Source organism: Streptomyces sp. Ru71 (genome assembly GCF_002920535.1).
In the GTDB taxonomy this organism is placed as follows: Bacteria; Actinomycetota; Actinomycetes; order Streptomycetales; family Streptomycetaceae; genus Streptomyces.
Map to the genome: position 1 here is coordinate 54,566 of NZ_PQSS01000018.1, position 20,857 is coordinate 75,422.

23 protein-coding genes are annotated in these 20,857 nt (G+C 71.4%); 14 read left to right on the plus strand and 9 right to left on the minus strand.

Annotated features, from left to right (window positions below; translation table 11 throughout):
- Positions 1-54: 54 nt before the first annotated feature.
- From C3489_RS13980 to C3489_RS13990, 3 genes are all read right to left on the minus strand, one after another.
- Positions 55-606 carry a hypothetical protein gene (locus C3489_RS13980; protein WP_103782114.1) on the minus strand — a complete coding sequence of 184 codons (552 nt, stop codon included), beginning with the start codon at positions 604-606 and terminating at the stop codon, positions 55-57.
- Between the two features lie 76 nt (positions 607-682).
- Entirely contained in the window at positions 683-1,177 is a 495-nt protein-coding gene (locus C3489_RS13985; protein ID WP_103782115.1) for a hypothetical protein, read from the minus strand.
- A gap of 29 nt (positions 1,178-1,206) precedes the next feature.
- Positions 1,207-2,862 (minus strand): glycoside hydrolase family 20 protein, encoded by a 1,656-nt coding sequence (locus C3489_RS13990; RefSeq protein WP_103782116.1) that lies wholly within the window; start codon positions 2,860-2,862, stop codon positions 1,207-1,209.
- Positions 2,863-2,996: 134 nt separating this feature from the next.
- Between C3489_RS13990 and C3489_RS13995 the strand changes: the two genes are divergently transcribed.
- The 10 genes from C3489_RS13995 (at position 2,997) to C3489_RS14040 (ending at position 10,219) form a co-directional block, all read left to right on the plus strand.
- Complete coding sequence (locus C3489_RS13995; protein ID WP_103782117.1) at positions 2,997-3,590, plus strand: 2-oxo-4-hydroxy-4-carboxy-5-ureidoimidazoline decarboxylase; 594 nt, start codon at positions 2,997-2,999, stop codon at positions 3,588-3,590.
- A gap of 263 nt (positions 3,591-3,853) precedes the next feature.
- Positions 3,854-4,234, plus strand: coding sequence for a succinate dehydrogenase, cytochrome b556 subunit (gene sdhC, locus C3489_RS14000; RefSeq protein WP_043406142.1), 381 nt, complete (start codon positions 3,854-3,856; stop codon positions 4,232-4,234).
- A gap of 5 nt (positions 4,235-4,239) precedes the next feature.
- Positions 4,240-4,722 (plus strand): succinate dehydrogenase hydrophobic membrane anchor subunit, encoded by a 483-nt coding sequence (locus C3489_RS14005; RefSeq protein ID WP_103782118.1) that lies wholly within the window; start codon positions 4,240-4,242, stop codon positions 4,720-4,722.
- A 19-nt stretch (positions 4,723-4,741) separates the two neighbouring features.
- Entirely contained in the window at positions 4,742-6,496 is a 1,755-nt protein-coding gene (gene sdhA, locus C3489_RS14010; RefSeq protein ID WP_103782119.1) for a succinate dehydrogenase flavoprotein subunit, read from the plus strand.
- Positions 6,496-7,257 (plus strand): succinate dehydrogenase iron-sulfur subunit, encoded by a 762-nt coding sequence (locus C3489_RS14015; RefSeq protein ID WP_103782120.1) that lies wholly within the window; start codon positions 6,496-6,498, stop codon positions 7,255-7,257. The genes sdhA and C3489_RS14015 overlap by 1 nt, the downstream gene beginning before the upstream one ends.
- A 113-nt stretch (positions 7,258-7,370) precedes the next feature.
- Positions 7,371-7,781: a VOC family protein gene (locus tag C3489_RS14020; protein WP_103782121.1), complete on the plus strand. Its 411-nt coding sequence runs from the start codon at positions 7,371-7,373 to the stop codon at positions 7,779-7,781.
- Between the two features lie 86 nt (positions 7,782-7,867).
- Complete coding sequence (locus tag C3489_RS14025; protein ID WP_103782122.1) at positions 7,868-8,275, plus strand: hypothetical protein; 408 nt, start codon at positions 7,868-7,870, stop codon at positions 8,273-8,275.
- The gene (locus C3489_RS14030) at positions 8,272-8,754 is read left to right on the plus strand and encodes a thiol-disulfide oxidoreductase DCC family protein (RefSeq protein WP_258054690.1); all 483 of its coding nucleotides are present in this window, start codon (positions 8,272-8,274) and stop codon (positions 8,752-8,754) included. The genes C3489_RS14025 and C3489_RS14030 overlap by 4 nt, the downstream gene beginning before the upstream one ends.
- Before the next feature lie 11 nt (positions 8,755-8,765).
- A complete protein-coding gene (locus C3489_RS14035; RefSeq protein ID WP_103782124.1) occupies positions 8,766-9,518 on the plus strand; it encodes a TetR family transcriptional regulator in 753 nt (250 codons plus the stop codon).
- Between the two features lie 92 nt (positions 9,519-9,610).
- On the plus strand, positions 9,611-10,219 hold the full coding sequence (locus C3489_RS14040) for a Uma2 family endonuclease (protein WP_103782125.1): 609 nt from the start codon (positions 9,611-9,613) through the stop codon (positions 10,217-10,219).
- Here the strand turns inward: C3489_RS14040 and C3489_RS14045 are convergent, their stop codons facing one another.
- The 3 genes from C3489_RS14045 to C3489_RS39360 all read right to left on the minus strand — a co-directional run bounded on the left by C3489_RS14045 (position 10,220) and on the right by C3489_RS39360 (position 13,499).
- The gene (locus C3489_RS14045) at positions 10,220-11,776 is read right to left on the minus strand and encodes an ABC transporter substrate-binding protein (RefSeq protein ID WP_103782126.1); all 1,557 of its coding nucleotides are present in this window, start codon (positions 11,774-11,776) and stop codon (positions 10,220-10,222) included.
- Between the two features lie 152 nt (positions 11,777-11,928).
- A complete protein-coding gene (locus tag C3489_RS14050; protein WP_103782127.1) occupies positions 11,929-13,173 on the minus strand; it encodes a metallophosphoesterase in 1,245 nt (414 codons plus the stop codon).
- 86 nt (positions 13,174-13,259) lie between these two features.
- Positions 13,260-13,499: an SCO4848 family membrane protein gene (locus C3489_RS39360; protein WP_107499743.1), complete on the minus strand. Its 240-nt coding sequence runs from the start codon at positions 13,497-13,499 to the stop codon at positions 13,260-13,262.
- 91 nt (positions 13,500-13,590) lie between these two features.
- Between C3489_RS39360 and C3489_RS14055 the strand changes: the two genes are divergently transcribed.
- Positions 13,591-14,856 (plus strand): D-alanyl-D-alanine carboxypeptidase family protein, encoded by a 1,266-nt coding sequence (locus C3489_RS14055; protein WP_374936741.1) that lies wholly within the window; start codon positions 13,591-13,593, stop codon positions 14,854-14,856.
- Positions 14,857-14,887: 31 nt separating this feature from the next.
- Here the strand turns inward: C3489_RS14055 and C3489_RS14060 are convergent, their stop codons facing one another.
- Complete coding sequence (locus tag C3489_RS14060; RefSeq protein WP_103782129.1) at positions 14,888-15,781, minus strand: YihY/virulence factor BrkB family protein; 894 nt, start codon at positions 15,779-15,781, stop codon at positions 14,888-14,890.
- A 123-nt stretch (positions 15,782-15,904) separates the two neighbouring features.
- On the opposite strand from C3489_RS14060, the gene C3489_RS14065 reads away from it, so the two are divergent.
- Both C3489_RS14065 and C3489_RS14070 read left to right on the plus strand, forming a co-directional pair.
- Positions 15,905-17,260, plus strand: a complete 1,356-nt coding sequence (locus C3489_RS14065; protein WP_103782130.1) for an FAD-binding protein — start codon at positions 15,905-15,907, stop codon at positions 17,258-17,260.
- A gap of 29 nt (positions 17,261-17,289) precedes the next feature.
- Positions 17,290-18,042: a decaprenylphospho-beta-D-erythro-pentofuranosid-2-ulose 2-reductase gene (locus C3489_RS14070; protein WP_103782131.1), complete on the plus strand. Its 753-nt coding sequence runs from the start codon at positions 17,290-17,292 to the stop codon at positions 18,040-18,042.
- A 53-nt stretch (positions 18,043-18,095) separates the two neighbouring features.
- On the opposite strand, the gene C3489_RS14075 is transcribed toward C3489_RS14070, so the two are convergent.
- Together C3489_RS14075 and trpS are read right to left on the minus strand one after the other, a co-directional pair.
- On the minus strand, positions 18,096-18,671 hold the full coding sequence (locus tag C3489_RS14075; RefSeq protein ID WP_103782132.1) for a 2'-5' RNA ligase family protein: 576 nt from the start codon (positions 18,669-18,671) through the stop codon (positions 18,096-18,098).
- A gap of 204 nt (positions 18,672-18,875) precedes the next feature.
- The gene (trpS, locus tag C3489_RS14080; RefSeq protein ID WP_103782163.1) at positions 18,876-19,889 is read right to left on the minus strand and encodes a tryptophan--tRNA ligase; all 1,014 of its coding nucleotides are present in this window, start codon (positions 19,887-19,889) and stop codon (positions 18,876-18,878) included.
- 117 nt (positions 19,890-20,006) lie between these two features.
- Between trpS and C3489_RS14085 the strand changes: the two genes are divergently transcribed.
- Positions 20,007-20,699: a hypothetical protein gene (locus C3489_RS14085; protein ID WP_258054691.1), complete on the plus strand. Its 693-nt coding sequence runs from the start codon at positions 20,007-20,009 to the stop codon at positions 20,697-20,699.
- The last annotated feature ends 158 nt before the right edge of the window (positions 20,700-20,857 follow it).

Below are 20,857 nucleotides of genomic sequence, written 5' to 3' on the forward strand. Positions count from 1 at the left end.
CGAGGGTCACAGGATTCGCCCACGCGGGCGGGTTTCACTTGTCCGTCTCGGGGTTCAGACCCGTCCGCGTGCCCGCCGGGACACCACCGCGCGCAGCACCCGGCGGCCCTCGGTGGAGACGTCCAGGGCGCGGCGCAGGCCGGACGTGCCGTGTTCGGCGAGCACTTCCAGGACGGTGACCTGGCGGCGCAGTTCGGCGGCGACCAGCGGGGACATCCCGTCGGTGCGGCCCTGGCGGCGCGCGTCGACACCGGAGGCGTCCTCGGCGGGGTCGAGCAGCCGGTGGATCTGCAGCGAGGCGACCGAGCAGGCGTCCGCCCACACCCGCACCTGCGGTGCGAACCGCTCGTCGGGGGCGGCGGCGAGCATCCGCTGGGCCAGCAGGGTCGCCTCGTCGCCGGGGTCGGCGGTGGCCGCGAGCCGGGCGCGTGCCGCGTCGAGCAGGTCGCCCCAGGCGCCGCCGGCGTCGTCGGCCAGGTTGCCCCACAGCGGGCGCAGCGTCTCGTCGTCGCCGCCCAGCAGGGGCAGGCACCGGTCCAAACAAGCCAGTCCGCTCGCGGCCAGTCCGCGTTCGTCGGCCTGAGAGATGAGGTCCACCAGGCTCATCCACGCCTCCCTCGACGGGGCGCCATCCCTTACGGAGCCCGCACTTCCCCTTACTGCGTGCGACGAGCGTCCAGTGTCACAGGCGCACCACGCCGAGTCGGCCGAGGAAGCGGAAGAGGAGGTTTTCGGCCAGCGGGTCGGGGTCGGCGAGGAGGACGTCCAGCAGCGTCGCGGAGGCGACCGTGCGGCCGGCCTCGGCTGCCCAGGCGGCCGCACGCCCGGCGGCTTCGGCGGGCGGCAGGAAGCAGTCGTCCAGGGCCAGCCCGTCCTCACCGAGATACCCGGCCATCGCCGTCCGCCCCAGGCAGGTCGTCCACGCCCCGCTGAGCGGACCGGCCGCCTCGACGACCACGCAGTCGCTGTCCATGACGTACCCGTACAGCGCGGGCGCCCCGGTCTCGCGGGCCAGGGCGGTCATGCCGCCGATGTCGGCCTCGCCGCTCGGGCACTCCCACAGCTGCCAGCCCGGCGCCGCGGTGCGCGGCCGCAGCGCGGGCAGCTCCGCCAGCGCCTGGAATCCGTCCAGCGGCCGCTGCCCGCGCCCGGCGACGAAGTACCCCCAGTAACCCATGCCCGCCCTCCGGTCCCCGCTCGGCCCGGCTAGCCGAGCTTCGTCGCCAGGGCCGTGAACTCCGCCCAGGACAGGGCCGGCCTGCCCGGGTTCCACAGCTTCTGCACCGTCGCCCGCAGCGGCATCCTGATCCCGGCCGCGACCTGGTCCTGCGTCTGCGCGTTCGGGAAGTCGCCCCAGACGGCGAAGGTGCCGCCGAGGATCTGCCCGTCGTAGCGGGCGGGCACCGGCTGGGTGCCGCGCAGCACCCGCGGGGTCCACTGCTCGTAGATGCGCTGCCCGGTCGGGTAGAAGAACTGGTTCGGCTGGCCGAGGACGTAGTAGAGGAAGTTGTCGTTGTAGTTGATCACCTTGCGGCCGGCGCTCAGATACTCCTCGGGCTGCCGCGCCCCGATCTCCTTGCCGGTCCAGTACGCCACCTGGAGGTCGCCGGCCGCCTTGACGGACGTGCCCTTGTAGAAGCCGTCGTTCCAGGCGCGGATCGTCCGGTCGTGGGCGCGGACGGTGTCGGCGCGGTCGTTGAGCCAGCCGGTGGCCAGGTCGGCGATGGTGCCGGAGGGGCCGTAGGCGTCGCGGGCGGCGGCCGCGAGCTGCGGGTAGGAGGCGGCGGGGTCCTTCGCCATGAGTGCCTGGTACTCGTCGCCGCCGAGGTTCCACTTGCCGCCGGGGAAGACTCCGGCGTACTCGTCGAGCAGGTCGTCGACGATCCGCGCGGCCTGGTCCTTGGAGATGTCGACGGCGCCGCGTGCCGTGTTGCCCCGCGCGCTGACCAGCTTCAGATCGGGGTGGGCGGCGATGACGGCACCCAGGTGACCGGGCGAGTCGATCTCCGGCACGATCGTGATGTGCCGGCTCTCCGCGAGCTGGACGATCTGCTTGACCTGCGCCTTGCTGAGGTGCTCCTTGGAGACGATCTCCGGGTGGCTGCCGGACTCGATCCGGAAGCCCTGGTCGTCGGAGAAGTGCAGCCCGAGCTCGTTGTACTTCAGATCGCCGAGCTCACGTATCCGGTCCTCGATCCAGCCGACGGTGTACGGCTTGCGGGCCATGTCCAGCATGAACCCGCGCACCGGCTTGGCCGGCTCGTCGCGCACCACGCCCTCCGGAGCGCCGCCCGCGCCGCGCACCTCCTGCTTCAGCGTCCGGGTGCCGTAGAACACACCCGCCTCACCGGGCCCGCTGATCACCACCCGCCCGCCGCGCACGGTCATCGTGTACGACTCCGGGTTGCCGCCCTCGCCTCCGCTGAGCGCCAGCCGTACGTCCCCGGCGCGCACGTCGTCGCGCTCGCCGCCGTAGGACAGCCCCAGCTCGCCGGCGATCAGCTTGCCCTCGTCGGCGAGCTCGGGGTCGCTGACCACGACGCGGGAGCCGCGCGCCGGGTGCCAGCCGGGTCCGCGCGCCGGGGTGTGCGCCCGCACCGCGGGGATGGTGCGCGGTGCGGTGGAGAGCGGATAGGTGCGGCTGGGGCTCGGTGGCGGGCTGGGCTTGCCAGCCGTCCGGGTGGGTGAGGCCACCGATCCGGCCTCCGAGGGCAGCGCCTGCGGCGTCGAGCCGCCGGACGATCCCCCGCCTCCCGTGGACGCCCATACGCCCAGGCCGGTGCCGAGCGCGACGGTCCCGGCGATCGCCGCCGCTACGACGAGCCGCCTGTGCCTGCTGTGCTTGCGCCTGTGCTGGCTCACCCAGCCAACGTACGACTCCGCGCGACGCTCGTCCTGTCCACCGCTCGTCCCGAAACTCTCCCGTGCGGGTGAAATCCGGGCATCCGTCGGACACACCCTGACCACTCTCGATAACGTGGTGTCACATCTCTCACATGATCCCCTGCCGACCCACACATCACCCACGCCGAGGACTCACGCTGCCCCCGCACCGTCTTCCCCGTCTCCCCGGCCGAGTGGCCATACCGGCGCTGCCCGAGCAGCCGCGCGCCCCGCGGTCGTCGGCCGGCCTGGAGGACTTCAACACCGCGCCCGCCGACCGGGCCGAGCGCACCCTCCTGACCTGCCTGCGCAGCCTGCGCTGGGCCCGCCGTCTCGCCGACCACCGGCCCTATCCCACGCTGGACGCCCTGCTGGCCGCGTCCGACGAGGCCGCCTACGACCTGGCCCCCGCCGATCTGGCCGAGGCCCTGGCGGCGGAGGCCCTGCCACCCCTGCCCGACGACACCTACGGAGCGGCCCACACCGCCCTGAGCGCGGCGAACGCCGCATATGAGGCCCGTTTCGGACACACGTTCGTCATCTGCCTGGCGGGCGTTCCGCCGACCGAGGCCCTGGATCACGTTCTCGAAGCCATCCGGTCACGATTGGCCAACGACCCGGAGGAGGAACGGGTGGTGGCAGCGGAGGAACTCCGGTGCCTGGCAAGGGAACGTTTGTGCGACACCCTCAGGGGCGCGGGGCTGTAGTCCGATTTGCGGCTTCCGCCGCGTGGGCGCGAGCAGCCACTGACCAGCCGCACCCGGCATTTGGCCAGAAACCCCCCACCACAGGGGCCCCACTAGCCCACCCGTACCTCTTTACGTGCCAGTTTGATCACACCGAGGGACCCGGGCGAGGCCCAGCGCCAGCGCGTCGCTACGATGCTGGGGGCCGGTGGACCGTACCCGGCCGGGCCCGACCGACACCGAAGCCGGCGCGGCCCCAACCCCCGCTCCCGGAGGAAACTTCCGTGCCGGCTGGAACGCTGTACCGCGGCCGGGAAGGAATGTGGTCCTGGGTGGCTCACCGAGTCACCGGCGTCCTCATTTTCTTCTTCCTGTTCGTTCATGTGCTGGACACCGCTCTCGTCCGTGTCTCCCCCGAGGACTACGACAAGGTCGTAGCCACCTACAAGACGCCGATCGTCGCGCTCCTGGAGTACGGCCTCGTCGCCGCCATCCTGTTCCACGCGCTCAACGGTCTCCGCGTCATCGCCGTCGACTTCTGGTCGAAGGGCCCGCGCTACCAGAAGCAGATGCTCTGGACCGTCGTGGGCGTCTGGGTCGTCCTGATGGCGGGGGCGATCTACCCCGTCCTCGGCCACGCCGCTCGTGTTCTGTTCGGGAGCTGACGCGCATGTCCACCACTGAAACCACCGCTGCCGGCATCGGCCCGGTCGAGGGCGGAGCCGTCTACTCCGTCGACAACCCGGCGCCCTTCATCGAGGCCCCGCGCAAGCGCACCAAGAAGACCCCGAAGTCGACCCGGGGCAACTTCGAGATGGCGGCCTGGCTCTTCATGCGCCTGTCCGGCGTCGTCCTCGTCGTCCTGGTCATCGGCCACCTGCTGATCCAGCTCGTGCTGGACGGCGGCGTGTCCAAGATCGGCTTCGCCTTCGTGGCCGGCCGCTGGGCGTCGCCGTTCTGGCAGGTCTGGGACCTGCTGATGCTGTGGCTGGCGATGCTGCACGGCGCCAACGGCCTGCGCACGGTCATCAACGACTACGCGGAGCGCGCGAACACCCGCCTGTGGCTCAAGGGCCTGCTCTACACCGCCACGGTGTTCACCATCCTGCTGGGCACGCTGGTGATCTTCACCTTCGACCCGAACATCCGCTAGGCACGGGGCTGCGAGAATCATGAAGATCCACAAGTACGACACCGTCATCGTCGGCGCCGGTGGCGCCGGTATGCGGGCCGCCATCGAGGCGACCAAGCGCAGCCGCACGGCCGTCCTGACGAAGCTCTACCCCACCCGCTCCCACACGGGCGCCGCGCAGGGCGGCATGGCCGCCGCGCTGGCGAACGTGGAGGAGGACAACTGGGAGTGGCACACCTTCGACACGGTCAAGGGCGGTGACTACCTGGTCGACCAGGACGCCGCCGAGATCCTGGCGAAGGAGGCCATCGACTCCGTCCTCGACCTGGAGAAGATGGGCCTGCCGTTCAACCGGACCCCGAACGGCACCATCGACCAGCGCCGCTTCGGCGGGCACTCCCGCAACCACGGCGAGGCGCCGGTCCGCCGCTCCTGCTACGCGGCCGACCGCACCGGCCACATGATCCTCCAGACGCTGTACCAGAACTGCGTCAAGGAGGGCGTGGAGTTCTTCAACGAGTTCTACGTCCTGGACCAGCTGATCACCGAGGTCGACGGCGTCAAGCGCTCGGCCGGTGTGGTCGCCTACGAGCTGGCCACCGGTGAGATCCACGTCTTCCAGGCGAAGTCGGTCATCTACGCCTCCGGCGGCTGCGGCAAGTTCTTCAAGGTGACGTCGAACGCCCACACGCTGACCGGTGACGGCCAGGCGGCGGTCTACCGCCGGGGCATCCCGCTGGAGGACATGGAGTTCTTCCAGTTCCACCCGACCGGCATCTGGCGCATGGGCATCCTGCTGACGGAAGGTGCCCGCGGTGAGGGCGGCATCCTCCGCAACAAGGACGGCGAGCGCTTCATGGAGAAGTACGCGCCGGTCATGAAGGACCTGGCGTCCCGTGACGTCGTGTCCCGCTCCATCTACACGGAGATCCGCGAGGGCCGCGGCTGCGGTCCTGAGGGTGACCACGTCTACCTGGACCTCACCCACCTTCCGCCGGAGCAGCTGGACGCCAAGCTGCCCGACATCACGGAGTTCGCGCGCACCTACCTCGGCATCGAGCCCTACACGGACCCGATCCCGATCCAGCCGACCGCGCACTACGCCATGGGCGGCATCCCGACGAACGTCGAGGGTGAGGTCCTGGCGGACAACACCACCGTCGTCCCCGGCCTGTACGCCGCCGGCGAGGTGGCCTGCGTGTCCGTCCACGGCGCCAACCGCCTGGGCACGAACTCGCTGCTGGACATCAACGTCTTCGGCAAGCGGGCCGGTATCGCCGCCGCGGAGTACGCCCAGAAGGCGGACTTCGTCGAGCTGCCGGACAACCCGGAGTCCCTCGTCGTGGAGCAGATCGAGCGTCTGCGCACCTCCACGGGCAACGAGCGGGTCGCGGACCTGCGGCGCGAGCTGCAGGAGACCATGGACGCCAACGTCATGGTGTTCCGCACCGAGCAGACGATCAAGACGGCCGTCGAGAAGATCGCCGAGCTGCGCGAGCGCTACAAGAACGTGGCGATCCAGGACAAGGGCAAGCGGTTCAACACGGACCTGCTGGAGGCCATCGAGCTGGGCAACCTGCTCGACCTCGCCGAGGTCATGGCGGTCTCCGCGCTGGCCCGCAAGGAGTCCCGCGGCGGTCACTACCGCGAGGACTACCCGAACCGCGACGACGTCAACTTCATGCGCCACACCATGGCGTACCGCGAGGTCGGCGCCGACGGGACCGAGTCCATCCGTCTCGACTACAAGCCGGTCGTCCAGACCCGCTACCAGCCGATGGAGCGTAAGTACTGATGGCTACCCCTGTTCTGGACAAGGTCGAGGCGGAGTCCGCGGCCTCCCCGTACATCACGGTCACCTTCCGGGTCCGCCGCTTCAACCCGGAGGTCTCGGCCGAGGCGACCTGGGAAGACTTCCAGCTGGAGATCGACCCCAAGGAGCGCGTCCTCGACGGCCTCCACAAGATCAAGTGGGACCTGGACGGCACGCTGACCTTCCGCCGCTCCTGCGCCCACGGCATCTGCGGCTCCGACGCGATGCGGATCAACGGCAAGAACCGCCTCGCGTGCAAGACGCTGATCAAGGACATCAACCCTGAGAAGCCGATCACGATCGAGCCCATCAAGGGCCTGACGGTCCTGAAGGACCTGGTCGTGGACATGGAGCCGTTCTTCCAGGCGTACCGCGACGTGATGCCCTTCCTCATCACGAAGGACACCAACGAGCCGACGCGCGAGCGTCTGCAGTCCGCCGAGGACCGCGAGCGCTTCGACGACACGACGAAGTGCATCCTCTGCGCCGCCTGCACGTCCTCGTGCCCGGTCTTCTGGAACGACGGCCAGTACTTCGGCCCAGCGGCCATCGTCAACGCGCACCGCTTCATCTTCGACTCGCGCGACGAGGCCGGCGAGCAGCGCCTGGAGATCCTGAACGACAAGGACGGCGTCTGGCGCTGCCGCACGACGTTCAACTGCACGGACGCCTGCCCCCGTGGCATCGAGGTCACGAAGGCGATCCAGGAGGTCAAGCGCGCCCTGATCACGCGCCGCTACTGACCTGCCCGCCGGTCGCCCCGGCTCGGCCCCGAGGGCCCCGTTTCCGACTCCGGAAGCGGGGCCCTCGGGCGTTTTTGTCGGGTTTCATCAGCGGCGGGCTCTAATGTGACGACATGTCAGACGAAGAGTCGTACGAGCTGCTCGGGTTCGACAATGTCGTGTTGCCTGTCGGGCGGCTCGGGGAAGCCGTGGAGTTCTACGAGCGGGCCGGGTTCGTCGTCGGGTTCCGGCTGGACGAGGCCGGGATCGCGCTGCTGAAGGTCGGCGGGGAGACGCCGGGGGTGCTGCTGCGGCACGAGGACGAGCTGGGGTACCGGCCGCCCGCCTGGCCCGCCTCGCGGGTGTGGGTGGAGGTGCCCGACGCGCGCGTCGCCGCGCTGCGGCTCGTCGGGGCCGGGATCACGCCGCTGGAGATGCCGTTCGCCGTCGCCACCGGGTGGACCGTCGAGATCGCCGATCCCTGGGGGAACGTCATCGGGTTCACGGACTACACCAAGCGGCCGGAGCTGGCGCGTCGGGGATAGCCCGAAAAGGTGAGTTGAACGCGTTCAAAAACAGGTCTACAGTTAACGCTGTCAGCGTTTTGAACGCGTTCAAGAAGGGGTGGGGCATGGACCGCACCGTCATCGCCTACGTCATCTACCTGGGCGTCAGCATCGGGCTGACCGTCTGGGTGGCCCGGACCCTCAGCCGCAACGGGCGGGTGTTCCTGGCCGACGTCCTGCACGGCAACGAGAAGCTCGCCGACGCCGTCAACCACCTGCTGGTGGTCGGCTTCTACCTCGTCAACCTCGGCTTCGTCGCCCTCTACCTCAGCAGCGACGACACCATCGAGAACACCCGCGGCGTCTTCGAGGCGCTGTCCACCAAGCTCGGCGTGGTGCTGCTGGTGCTCGGCGTGATGCACCTGGGCAACGTGTACGTGCTGAACCGGATCCGGCGGCGCGGGGTGATGGAGCGTGAGCAGGTGCCGCCGGTCGCGCCGCAGGGCTCGGTCGCACCGAGCACCGGCTGGTGAGCGTCGTGACCTCCGGTGCGCGGGCCGTGCGCGGGCTCACCGTCCTCTACGACGCCGAGTGCGGCCTGTGCACCTTCCTGCGGGACTGGCTCTCGCGGCAGCCGCAGCTGGTGCCGCTGGAGCTGGTCCCGGCCGGGTCGGACGAGGCCCGGCGGCGGTTTCCCGGGCTCGATCACCGGGCCACCCTGGACGAGGTCACCGTCGTAGGCGACGCCGGGCAGGTCTACCGGGACGCCGCCGCCTGGATCGTCGTCCTGTGGGCCCTGCGCGAGCACCGGCCGCTCGCCCACCGGCTCAGCACCCCGGCGGGTGCCAAGCTCGCCCGGGGAGCCGTGCTGGCCGCCGCCAAGTGGCGGGGCCGGCAGCAGGGGTGGGGCGGGCGGGTGTACCGCAGGGGCGACGGGTGGTCGTACGCGCCCGGGAGCGGCTGGACCTACAACCCACCCGGCTGTGACGACGGCGCATGTGCCACTGACTAGGCTCTGGTGTCGTGCCCGCCAAGAACGACAGCCCGCATGAGGGCCCCGCGACCCCGAAGTCCGAGAAGTCGGAGCAGACCCGTGCGCTGATCCTGGAGACGGCGATGCGGCTGTTCCAGGAGCGGGGCTACGACAAGACCACCATGCGGGCCATCGCCCAGGAGGCCGGTGTCTCCGTCGGCAACGCCTACTACTACTTCGCCGGCAAGGAGCACCTGATCCAGGGCTTCTACGACCGGATCGCCGCCGAGCACCAGGCGGCGGTCCGCGGCGTGCTGGAGCAGGAGACCGACTTCGAGGCCCGGCTCGCGGGCGTGCTGCGGACGTGGCTGGACGTGGCCGCGCCGTACCACGAGTTCGCGGTGCAGTTCTTCAAGAACGCCGCCGATCCGGACAGCCCGCTCAGCCCCTTCTCGCAGGAGTCGGAGCACGCGCGCGAGGAGGCGATCAGCGTCCACCGGGAGGTGCTGCGCGGGGCCGCGAAGACGAAGGTGCCGGAGGAACTGCGGGACGCGCTGCCGGAGTTGATGTGGCTCGCGCAGATGGGGCTGGTGCTGTACTGGATCTTCGACCGGACGCCGGGACGGGAGCGCAGCTACCGGCTCGCCGAGCGGGGTGCGCGGATCACCGCGCGGGGCGTTTCCCTGGCCCGCTTCCGGGTGCTGCGGCCGCTGGTGCGGGAGGTCCACGAGCTGTTCACGGAGTTCCTGCCGGGGATGACGCGGGTGCTGCCGGCGCCGGGGGGCTCGTCTTCGGGGCGGTGATCCACTTTCGGGTGAAGGGACCGTAAACGGGACACCCGGCGGTGGCGCTGCCTACGATGATGCTCTCGACACCAGCCCACAGGAGGCACGCGATGTCCGCAGCATCCGTCGAGCGGCCCCACGGCGACCGTCCGCTTATCGCGGAAGCGAACCGGATCATGGACCGCCTTCCGGGGTACCGCGTCGAGATCATCGGAGGGACGATCGTCGTGACCCCGCCCCCCGACGCCGCTCACGCACGCGCGCTGTCCCGGCTGAAGCGGCCGTTCGCCGCCGCCGGTCTCGATGGCGGGGAAACCGAGGTGCTTGAGGGAGTAGGGCTGTGGCTGCCCACCGGGGCCGAGGACTATGCGATTCCAGACCTGGTGGTCGTCGACGCGGACATCGACGACCACCTCGTCGAGAACAACTGCTACGACCCGGTCGCCTTCCGTCTGGTTCTGGAGGTTACCTCCAGCAACTATCAGAACGATCTTCGGACGAAAGTCGCCGCATACGCCCAGGCGAAGATCCCCGTCTACGTCATCGTCAACCGCCAGCACCAACGTGTCCACGTCCTCACCGACCCCACCGGGAGCGAGTACAAGAACCACCGCCCCCACGCCCCCGGCGAGATCGTCAACCTCCCCGACTCCGTCGGTGCCAAGGTCACCCTCGACGTCGACGAGATCCTCAAGGCCGGTCAGCCCAAGGCCGGCTGATCAGATCCACGTCAGCTGCCACAGGCGGAACACTCCGTTGCCGTCGGACAGGTACTGGCCTCCGCCGACGTCGACGCTCGTGACCACGTACTCCTTGCTCTGCCACAGCGGGATCACCGGGACGTCCTCGGCGATCCGGCCCTGGACGCCGCGGAAGTCCTGGGCGGAGCGCTTGCGGTCGGCGTACTGCTGCGAGGAGCGGATCAGGTCGTCGACCGCCTTGTCGCTGTAGCCGGTGTTCATCGTGGCGTCGGTGCCGACCAGCGGGCCCGAGAAGGTGTCCGGGTCTGGATAGTCGGCGACCCAGCCGACGGCGTACGCGTCGAGCTTGCCGGTCGCCCAGTGCTTCTGGAAGTCGGTCCACTCGTAACCCTTGACGTCGACCTTGAACAGGCCGCTCGCCTCCAGCTGCCGCTTGAGCTCCGCCGCCTCCTGCTCGGCGGCGCCGCTGCCGATGCCGAAGCCGTAGGTGAAGCGGACCGGCAGGTTCACACCGGCGTCGGTGAGCAGCTCCCGCGCCTTGGCGGTGTCCTGCTTGGGGTAGGTGTCGAAGAACGACGTGGTGTGGCCGAGGATGCCGGTCGGGATCAGCGAGTACAGCGGCTCGACCGTGCCCTCGTAGACGTCGCCGGCGAGCTGCTCGCGGTTGACCAGCCAGGCGATGGCCCGGCGTACGCGGGCGTCGTGCAGCGGGGACCCGTCATGGGTGTTGAAGTACAGGTTGCGGGTCTCGGAGCTGTCGGCCTCGAACACGCGCTGGCCGGGGTCGCTGGCGTTCAGGCCGGCGAGGACGGCGGGCGGCAGCTGCCGGGTGGCGACGTCGACTTGCTTGGCCTTCCAGGCGCCCTGCAGGGCCGTCGGGTCCTTGTAGTAGCGCAGCTCGATGGGTTTGCCGGTGCTCTTGACGGCGCCGTGGTAGCGGGAGTTGGGCTTCAGGACCGCCTTGCCGCCCTTGGTGTACGACGCCAGCGTGTACGGTCCGGTGCCGTCGGCGTCGGTGCCCTGGCGCAGGGCGTCGGCCGGGTAGCGCTCGGCGTCGACGATGGAGCCGGCGCCGGTGGCCACCTTGAACGGGAACGTGGCGTCCGGCGACGACAGGTGGAAGGTGACCCGCCTGCCCTGGGCGTCCACGGAGGCGAGCGTGGACAGCAGGGACGCCGGGCCGACATCGGAGTTGATCTTCCGGATGCGGTCGAAGGAGTACTTCACGTCCTGCGCGGTCACCGCGCGGCCGCTCGGGAACGTCAGGTCGTCCCGCAGTTCGCAGCGGTAGGTGCGCAGGCTGCCCGCGACGAAGGAACAGCTCTTCGCCGCGTCCGGAACGGGCTGGGTGCCGCCCGCCTCGAACGTGAGCAGCGACTGGAAGACGTTGCTGAACAGGGCCCAGGAACCGGCGTCGTACGCGCCGGCCGGGTCGAGCGACGTGATGGTGTCCGTCGTACCGACCACGATGGCCTTGTTCCTGCCTGCGTCCGACGGCAGCAGCTGCCAGCCGGCCACTCCCACGGTGGCCAGGACCAGTACGCCGACGGACATGCGCATGCGAAGCGATCGCATGGTGGTGTAGCCCTCCCCAGGCCCGTCACGGGCCCCCTGTGCAGTGCCACTCCCCCAAGTGGCGGCCACTCCCCTATTAGTGGCGCGCGGCTTAATCAATCACAGGAGTTTCACGCAGGGGAAGGGGATTTGGTTGATTCGTGAAGGTTCTCTCAGGCCTGACGGGAGGCCAGTTCGACGACCGTGATGTCCGAGGGGGCGCCCACCCGGGTCGGCGGCCCCCAGGCGCCCGCGCCGCGGCTGACGTACAGCTGGGTGTCGCCGTAGCGCTCCAGGCCCGCGACGGTCGGGTTGGCGGCGGCCGCGAGGAGGTTGCCGGGCCAGAGCTGGCCGCCGTGGGTGTGACCGGAGAGCTGGAGGTCGACGCCGTGCCGGACGGCCTCGTGGATCTGCACCGGCTGGTGGGCGAGCAGCACGCACGCGCGTGCCGGGTCGCGGCCGTCGAGGGCGCGGGCGAAGTCCGGGCCGTGGCCCTCGCTCTCGCCCTGCACGTCGTTGACGCCGGCGAGGTCGAACCACGGCATCTCGGTGCGGGCGTTCTCCAGCGGGCGCAGGCCGAGCCGCCGGACCTCCTCGACCCACTGCTCGGCGCCGGAGAAGTACTCGTGGTTGCCGGTGACGAAGTACGCGCCGTGCCGGGCCGTCAGCCCGGCGAGCGGTGCGGCGGCCGGGCCGAGGTCCTTCACGCTGCCGTCGACGAGGTCGCCGACGACCGCGATCAGGTCGGGCTGGGTGGCGTTGATCGTGTCGACGACCTTCTGCGCGAAGTCCCGGCCGAGGATCGGGCCGAGGTGGATGTCGCTGACCACGGCGATGCGGTAACCGTGCGCGGCGCGCGGCAGTTTGGCGAGCGGCACCGTGACGCGTTTCACACGCGGGCCGCGCAGCACGCCGTAGGTGCCGTAGCCGACGGTGGTGACGGCCGCGGCGGCCGCCGCGCCGGCCACGAACCGGGAGACGACCAGACGGCGGGAGGGTTCGACGGCGGGCGCGGGCGGGCGCGGCGGCTCCGCGGCCTTCGCGGGCCCGCCCGCGGGAACGGGTTCGTGCTGCGGTACGGCCGTCTCGGCGGGTCTGCGCCGCTGCCACAGTCGCAGGATCAGGGGCCGAAGCAGCTCGCCCGCCACGACGGCCAGCAGCAGGTAGATCGACAGCGCCAGCCACAAAAAGCCCGGCCAGGCCAGGACGCGCTGCAGCCAGAAGGGGGCGCCGGCACGTTCGGCGACGAGCGCGCCGACGGCCAGCGCCCAGCCGCCCGCGATCAGCGCCGCGCCCAGGCGGCGGGTGCGGCCGGGGCCCGCGGTCGTGTCGCGGAACAGGCGCCGCCACACGTACCAGTTGGCCGCCACGACGACGGCCAGGACCAGCAGTGCCACGAGCACGAAGACGATGACCACCGTGTGCTGTCCCCCGTCGACGGATGAATACGGCCGGTTGCTCTACGAGGTGCGGCCGGTTGCTCTACGACGTGCGGCCGGTCGCGCTATGACGTGCGGCGCAGTGCGCGCAGTCCACGCAACCCGATGACCCCGATGGCCGTCCCCAATACGAAGGAAACGACCGCGAGCAGCAGGTGCACCCAGAAGTACGCCGTCGGACGGCCGTCGTCGAAGGCGAGCCCGCTGCCGTCCTTGACGAGATTTTTGACGAAAGTGACCCAGATGACCCAGCTCCATACCCCGAAGGCGAGCAGGAACCAGGAGACCGGGCGGCTGAGCTTCATGGAATCAGTATCTCCGCCGGGTGTCCGGTTCCGTGCCCGGGGTGGGGGGCGGGGCGGGACTTCCGCGGGTACGGGAGGTACTTTCTGCGTCGTGCCCGCACCCCGTAGGACCGGCAGCCGATCGCTGCTGGTCACCTCCGCGACCCTGTTGTCCCTCGCGCTGACCGCGCCGGCGGCCCTCGCGGCCCCGACCCCCTCGACGAGTCCGTCGGCCACACCGCCGGCGTCCATGTCCACCGTGGGCGGGGCGCGGCTCGGCCGGCCGGGCACGCAGGTGAATCTGGCCGCCGGTGTGCCGGTGCTGCCCAAGGACGTCACCGCGCGGTCCTGGATCGTCGCCGACGCCGAGAGCGGCCAGGTGCTCGCCGCGCACAACGCGCACTGGCGGCTGGCGCCGGCGAGCACGATGAAGATGCTGTTCGCGGACACCGTGCTGCCGAAGTTCCCCGCGTCCACGCAGCACAAGGTGGTGCCGGCCGATCTGGCGGGGGTGGGCTCCGGCTCCAGCATGGTCGGGATAAAGGAGAACGAGACCTACACGGTCCGCGACCTGTGGCTCGGGGTGTTCCTGCGGTCCGGGAACGACGCGGTGCATGTGCTGTCGTCGATGAACGGCGGCGTCGAGGCCACCGTGCGCGAGATGAACGAGCACGCCGAGGAGCTCCAGGCGCTCGACACCCATGTCATCACGCCGGACGGCTACGACGCCGGGGGGCAGGTGTCGTCGGCGTACGACCTGACGCTGTTCGCCCGTTCCGGGCTGCAGAAGAAGGACTTCCGTGAGTACTGCTCGACGGTGAAGGCGAAGTTCCCGGGAGAGACGAAGAAGGACAAGTCGGGCAAACCTGTTCGTAATTCCTTCGAGATCCAGAACACCAACCGGCTGCTGAGCGGCACCGACGGCGACGTCCCGGTCTACCAGGGCATCGCGGGCGTGAAGAACGGCAACACCACCAACGCGGGTGCCACCTTCACGGGCGTCGCCGAGCGGAACGGGCATGTGCTGCTCGTCACGGTGATGCACCCGGAGAAGAGCGAGCACAACGAGGTCTACAAGGAGACCGCCCGGCTGTTCGACTGGGGCTTCCAGGCGGCCGGGAAGGTGCAGCCGGTGGGTGAGCTGGTGGCGCCGAAGAGCGTGACCGCCACCGCCCAGGCGGGCGGGACGGCCTCCCCCCAGGGCGACGCCGCACCCTCCGGCGGCGTCGCGGGCGGCACGGCGGCGGCGAGCGCCTCGGCCTCGGGCGGTTCCAGCGGCATGGGCATCGCACTCGGTATCGCGGGCGGCGTGCTGGTGCTGCTGGGCGGCGGCGCCTTCCTGGTCAACCGCCGCTGGCCGGTGGGCCGCCGCCGCTGACCCACGGCAGCGCCGCGTCGGCCCTCGTGGGTCAGGTCTCGGCCGGCGAGGCGGGGGGCGTGCCGACACCCTCCTCCTCCTTGCTCCCCGTCGCCGTCCACGCGGCGCAGTACAGCAGCAGTTTGCAGGTGAAGTTGATCCACAGCAGCAGCGCGACGGGGACGCCGAAGGCGCCGTACATGCTCTTCGCGGCGACGCCCTGGATGTAGCCGCTGAGCAGCAGCTTGAGCAGTTCGAAGCCGACCGCGCCGAGCAGGGCGGCGACGATCAGGCGGTGGCGGCGCGGCTCCACCCCGGGCAGCAGGGTCAGCACGTACAGCAGGAGCAGGAAGTCGGCGAGTACGGCGACGGCGAACGCGGCGACGCGCAGCAGGACGCTGCCCCAGCCGTGTTCGTCGAGTCCGGCCAGGCGCGAGATCCAGCCGACGGCGGCGGAGGCGACGGTGGACACGGCGAGCGTGACGAGCACCGCACCGCCGAAGCCCAGCAGGATGCCGCCGTCCTTCGCCTTGCCCAGCAGGGGGTTGTCCTGCGTGTCCGGCAGCTCCCACACCGCGCGCAGACAGTCCCGCATCTGGCCGACCCAGTTGATGCCGGTCAACATCAGCACCGTGCCGGCGATCATGCCGACGGTGCCGGCGTTGTCGATCAGGCCCTGGATGTCGAGCTGGTCCGAGATGCCGGGGACCTGGTCGGCGATCTTGTCCTCCAGCGTCTTCTGCTGGTCCTGGCTGAGCGTGGCGGCGGCGATCGCGGCCGCGACGGTCAGCAGCGGGAAGAGCGAGATGAAGCTGATGAACGTCATCGCGGCGGCCAGCCGCGTCCACTTCACCCGGTCCAGCCGTTCGTACGACCGCCATGCGTGCGTGATCATCAGCCGGGTCACGAGCGGTCCGATGACGGGGAGTCGGGTGAGCCAGTCCATGGTGGTGATCTCCCCTTGTCCCGGCCCCGCGATGCACGACCGCTGTCCCACTAATCACCCGTTCTGTGCAGAGTGGGGATGTTAGTAGACCAATGCCGTTTTTCGTGTCGATAGCGTCGTTTCATGGCAATCGACACGGTGCCCGTCACCGGGTGGGGCCGCACCGCCCCGACCGCCGCCCGGCTGTTCCGCCCCCGCGACTACGCGGAGGCCGTCGCCGCCGTCCGGGACTGCGGGGTGCGCGGAGGCATCCCGCGCGGGCTGGGCCGGGCGTACGGGGACGCGGCGCAGAACGCCGGCGGTCACGTCCTGGACATGACGGGCCTGGACCGCGTCCATGTCGTCGACGCCGACGACGGGACCGTGCTGTGCGACGCGGGCGTGTCCCTGCACCGGCTGATGGAGGTGCTGCTGCCGCTCGGCTGGTTCGTCCCGGTGGTGCCCGGCACCCGCCAGGTGACGGTCGGCGGGGCGATCGGCGCCGACGTCCACGGCAGCGACCATCCGGTCGCCGGCACCTTCTCGCGGCACGTGCTGTCCTTCGAACTCCTCACCGCCGACGGCTCCGTGCACACCGTCGCACGCGGCACCCCGCTGTTCGACGCGACCACCGGCGGCCTCGGCCTGACCGGGGTGATCCTCACGGCCACGCTCCGCCTCGACCCGGTCGAGACGTCCCTGATGACCGTCGGCACCCGGCGCGCGCGTGACCTCGACGAGCTGATGTCCCACCTCGCCGACGCCGCCCGCCGGCACCGCCACGCCACCGCCCGGATCGACCTGCTCGCCCGGGGCGCGGCCACCGGCCGGGGCGTCGTCACCCACGGCGACCCCGCGCCCCTGGACGCCCTGCGCGCCGGCACCCGCGCGTGGCGCGAGCCGCTGGCCTTCCGCCCCCGCCGGCTGCCCGCGCCGCCCGCGCTGCTCCCCACGGGCCTCCTCGGCCGGACCGCCGCCGGCCTGGCCGACGAGGTCCGCCACCGCCGGGCGGCACGCGCGCGTACCGGCGAACTGCGCCCGATCGCCGCCTTCTTCCACCCCCTCGACGGGATGCCGCACTGGAACCGCGTCTACGGCCGAGGGGGCCTCGTGCACTACCAGTGCCTCGTCGGGCACGGCGAGGAGGACACCCTGCGCCGCGTCGTGCGCCGCCTCGCCGACCACCGCTGCCCGTCCTTCCCGGCCGTCCTGAAGCGGTTCGGAGACGCCGGCCCCGGCTGGCTGTCCTTCCCCGCGCCCGGCTGGAGCCTCGCCCTGGACCTCCCGGCACGCCTGCCCGGCCTCGCCGCGCTCCTCGACGCGCTGGACGAGGAGGTCGCCGCGGCCGGCGGGCGCGTCTGCCTCGCCAAGGACTCCCGGCTGCGGTCCGACCTGCTCACCGCGATGTACCCCCGCCTGGCCGACTTCCGCCGGCTGCGGGCCGACCTCGATCCCCGGGGCGTGTTCGTGTCCGATCTGTCCCGCCGTCTCGCCCTCTAGGAGCCACCCATGCCCGCCAGGAGCCACCCGTGAAGGACGCCTTCGGTCTTCCCCAGTCCCTGCTCGTCCTCGGCGGTACGTCGCAGCTCGCGCTGGCCACCGCGCGGCGGCTGATCGCCCGGCGCACCCGCACCGTCTGGCTCGCCGGGCGGCCCTCCCCCGGTCTGGAGCGGGCCGCCGAGAGCCTGCGCGCGCTCGGCGCGGACGTGCGCACCGTCGCCTTCGACGCGCTCGACCCCGAGGCCCACGAGACCGCCCTCGGCAAGGTGTTCGCCGAGGGCGACATCGACCTGGTGCTGCTCGCCTTCGGGGTGCCCGGCGACCAGGCGCGCGACGAGCGCGAGCCGTCCGGCGCCGTGCGGGTGGCGCAGACCAACTACACCGGGGCCCTCTCGGCGGGGCTGGTCGCCGCCCGGGCGCTGCAGGGGCAGGGGCACGGCTCGCTCGTCGTGCTGTCCTCGGTCGCCGGCGAGCGCCCCCGCCGCTCCGACTTCATCTACGGCTCCAGCAAGGCCGGTCTGGACGCGTTCGCGCAGGGCCTGGGCGACGCGCTGCACGGCACCGGGGTGCACGTCATGGTCGTACGGCCGGGGGTGGTGCGGACGGCGGGCGAGGGGCGGGAGGAGACGCCGTTCACGACGACGCCCGAGGCGGTCGCCGCGGCCGTCGAACTCGGCCTGCGCCGCCGCTCGGAGACGGTGTGGGTGCCGGGGGCGCTGCGGGTGGTGATGGCGGCGCTGCGGCATCTGCCGCGAGGGGTGTTCCGGCGGATTCCGCTCTAGCGGATTCCGTTTTTTGGGGGGCGGGGGCCGGCTTCACCCGGGGGTGGGTGGTGTCAGCGGGCCGGGAGGCCCTGTTCGACGCTGCCTGCCTGGGGCGGCACGGTCGCGCCGCCGAAGGTGAACTCGCGCAGCTGGCGCCATACGCCGTCGGCGCCCTGCTCGTACAGCGCGAAGCCGGTGCAGGACCAGTCGGCCTCGTAGTCGGCGAGTTCGGCGTAGGCGCGGTCCATGGCGGCGTCGTCGATGCCGTGCGCCACCGTGACGTGCGGGTGGTACGGGAACTGCAGCTCCCGGGCCACCGGTCCGGCCGGGTCGCGGACCTGCTGCTGCAGCCGGGTGCAGTCCTGGGCGCCCTCGACGACCTTCACGAACACCACCGGGGACAGCGGCCGGAAGGTGCCGGTGCCCTCCAGTCGCATCGGGAAGGGGCGGCCGGCCGCGGCGACGCGGGTGAGGTGGGCGTCGACGGCCGGCAGGGCGCTCTCGTCGACCTCCGTCGGCGGCAGCAGCGTGACGTGCGTGGGGATGCCGTGGGCCGCGGCGTCACCGAAGCCCGTGCGCAGCTGTTGGAGCAGGCTGCCGTGAGGCTCCGGGACCGCGATCGACACGCCGATCGTTACGGTCCCCACGTCGTCTCCTGTCGTCTTGTTGTCCCGGTGGGTCCGGGGCAGGGGCGGCTGTCTCGGCAGCCTCGGCTATCGACTGTACGACCGCCGCCGCCGTGGCGGGCGGGTGCGGCCGTGTGCTCTACGGCTCACCGCGCAGGGTGAGCCGTCGTACCGTTTGCGCTCAGTGCCGGGCGGGCCGGGCCGGGCCGGTCGGTGCTCGGCGGGTCAGTGCTTGGCGGGCAGGAAGCCGACCTTGTCGTACGCCTGCGCCAGCGTCTCCGCGGCCACGGCGCGGGCCTTCTCCGCGCCCTTGGCGAGGATCGAGTCCAGCGTCTCCGGGTCGTCCAGGTAGCTCTGGGTGCGCTCGCGGAACGGCGTCACGAACTCGACCATGACCTCGGCGAGGTCCGTCTTGAGGGCGCCGTAGCCCTTGCCCTCGTACTTCTCCTCCAGCTCGGCGATGCCCGCCCCGGTGAGGGTCGAGTAGATGCTGAGGAGGTTGGACACGCCCGGCTTGTTCTCCGGGTCGAAGCGGATGACGGTGTCGGTGTCGGTGACCGCGCTCTTGACCTTCTTCGCCGTCGCCTTCGGCTCGTCGAGGAGGTTGATGAGGCCCTTCGGCGTGGACGCCGACTTGCTCATCTTGATCGACGGGTCCTGGAGGTCGTAGATCTTCGCCGTCTCCTTGAGGATGTACGGCTTCGGGATCGTGAAGGTGTCGCCGAAGCGGCCGTTGAAGCGCTCGGCGAGGTCGCGGGTCAGCTCGATGTGCTGGCGCTGGTCCTCGCCCACGGGCACCTCGTGCGCCTGGTAGAGGAGGATGTCGGCGACCTGGAGGACCGGGTACGTGAACAGGCCGACGGAGGCGCGGTCGGCGCCCTGCTTGGCGGACTTGTCCTTGAACTGGGTCATACGGGAGGCCTCGCCGAAGCCGGTGAGGCAGTTCATGACCCAGGCGAGCTGGGCGTGCTCGGGGACGTGGCTCTGCACGAAGAGGGTGCAGCGGTCCGGGTCCAGGCCGGCGGCCAGCAGCTGGGCGGCGGCGAGGCGGGTGTTGGCGCGCAGGTCCTTCGGGTCCTGCGGGACCGTGATCGCGTGCAGGTCCACGACCATGTAGAAGGCGTCGTGGGACTCCTGGAGGGCCACCCACTGGCGCACGGCGCCGAGGTAGTTGCCGAGGTGGAACGAGCCGGCGGTGGGCTGGATGCCGGACAGCACGCGGGGTCGATCAGAGGCCATGCCCACCATTCTCGCAGAGGGCGGGGGGCGATCCGGAACTGGTCGGGAACAGGAGGGCACCGAATCGTCTCCCACGGTGTAACAAGGGGTGAGAGCGCGGGAGGGGGAGCGTGGGGCATGGGTGGGACACGCGCGGCACTGTGGGCGGTGGCGGCGGCCGGGGCGCTGTGCCTCGGCCCGGCGGCGGGCGCCGCGGGCGCCGTGGGCGCCGTGGGCTCCGCCGACGTGCGGGAGCCGGGCGGGCAGGCCGCCTTACCGGACCTGGCGCTGGTGACAGCGGGGAGCACGGGGCACACGAGGGCGGTACGGGCCGGGGATCCGGGCTTCGCCGGGCTGCGGCAGCTGCTGCAACCGTCGTACACGGGCACGGAGCCGGTCCCCGACGCGTGGCCGGACGGCGGCCACCCCGCGGTGCGGGTCGTCGTGCTGTGGGGCCGGACCGGCGTCGGCGGCTGGCCGCAGACGGACCGGCCGCCGGGCGGTGACGTGGCGATCGAGCGCCAGGACGCGCTGTTCCTCGCCGCGGACGGAACGCCCTGGGTGCGCTCGGACCCGTCCCCCGAGGTGGAGGACGACGACATCCGCTGGCACCGGGCGTCCCGGCGGGCGTACGACGCCGTGGAGGCGTCCGGCCTGCTCGGCCCGCCCCCGGCGGCCGACGACGGCTCCGCGACGACCGGCGCCTGGTGGGCCCTGCCGGGCCTGGCGGTGGGCGTGGCTGTGGGCGCGGGCGGCACGGCCCTCATGCGCCGGGTGTCCGTCGCGCCCCCGCGCGAGGAAGGGCCGCGGCACCAGCTGATCGACCTGTGAGGCGGCGCCCCGCCCCCGGGGTGCCCCAGGCATCACGCCTGGCCCGGGGGGAACCCGGGCACCTGGGTGGCCGAGGCGTCGGCCGCCGCATCTGAGCGTTCCTCCGGTGATTCCCCCGGCGATCCCCGGTGATTCCCCGGCGATCCCCGGCGATTCCT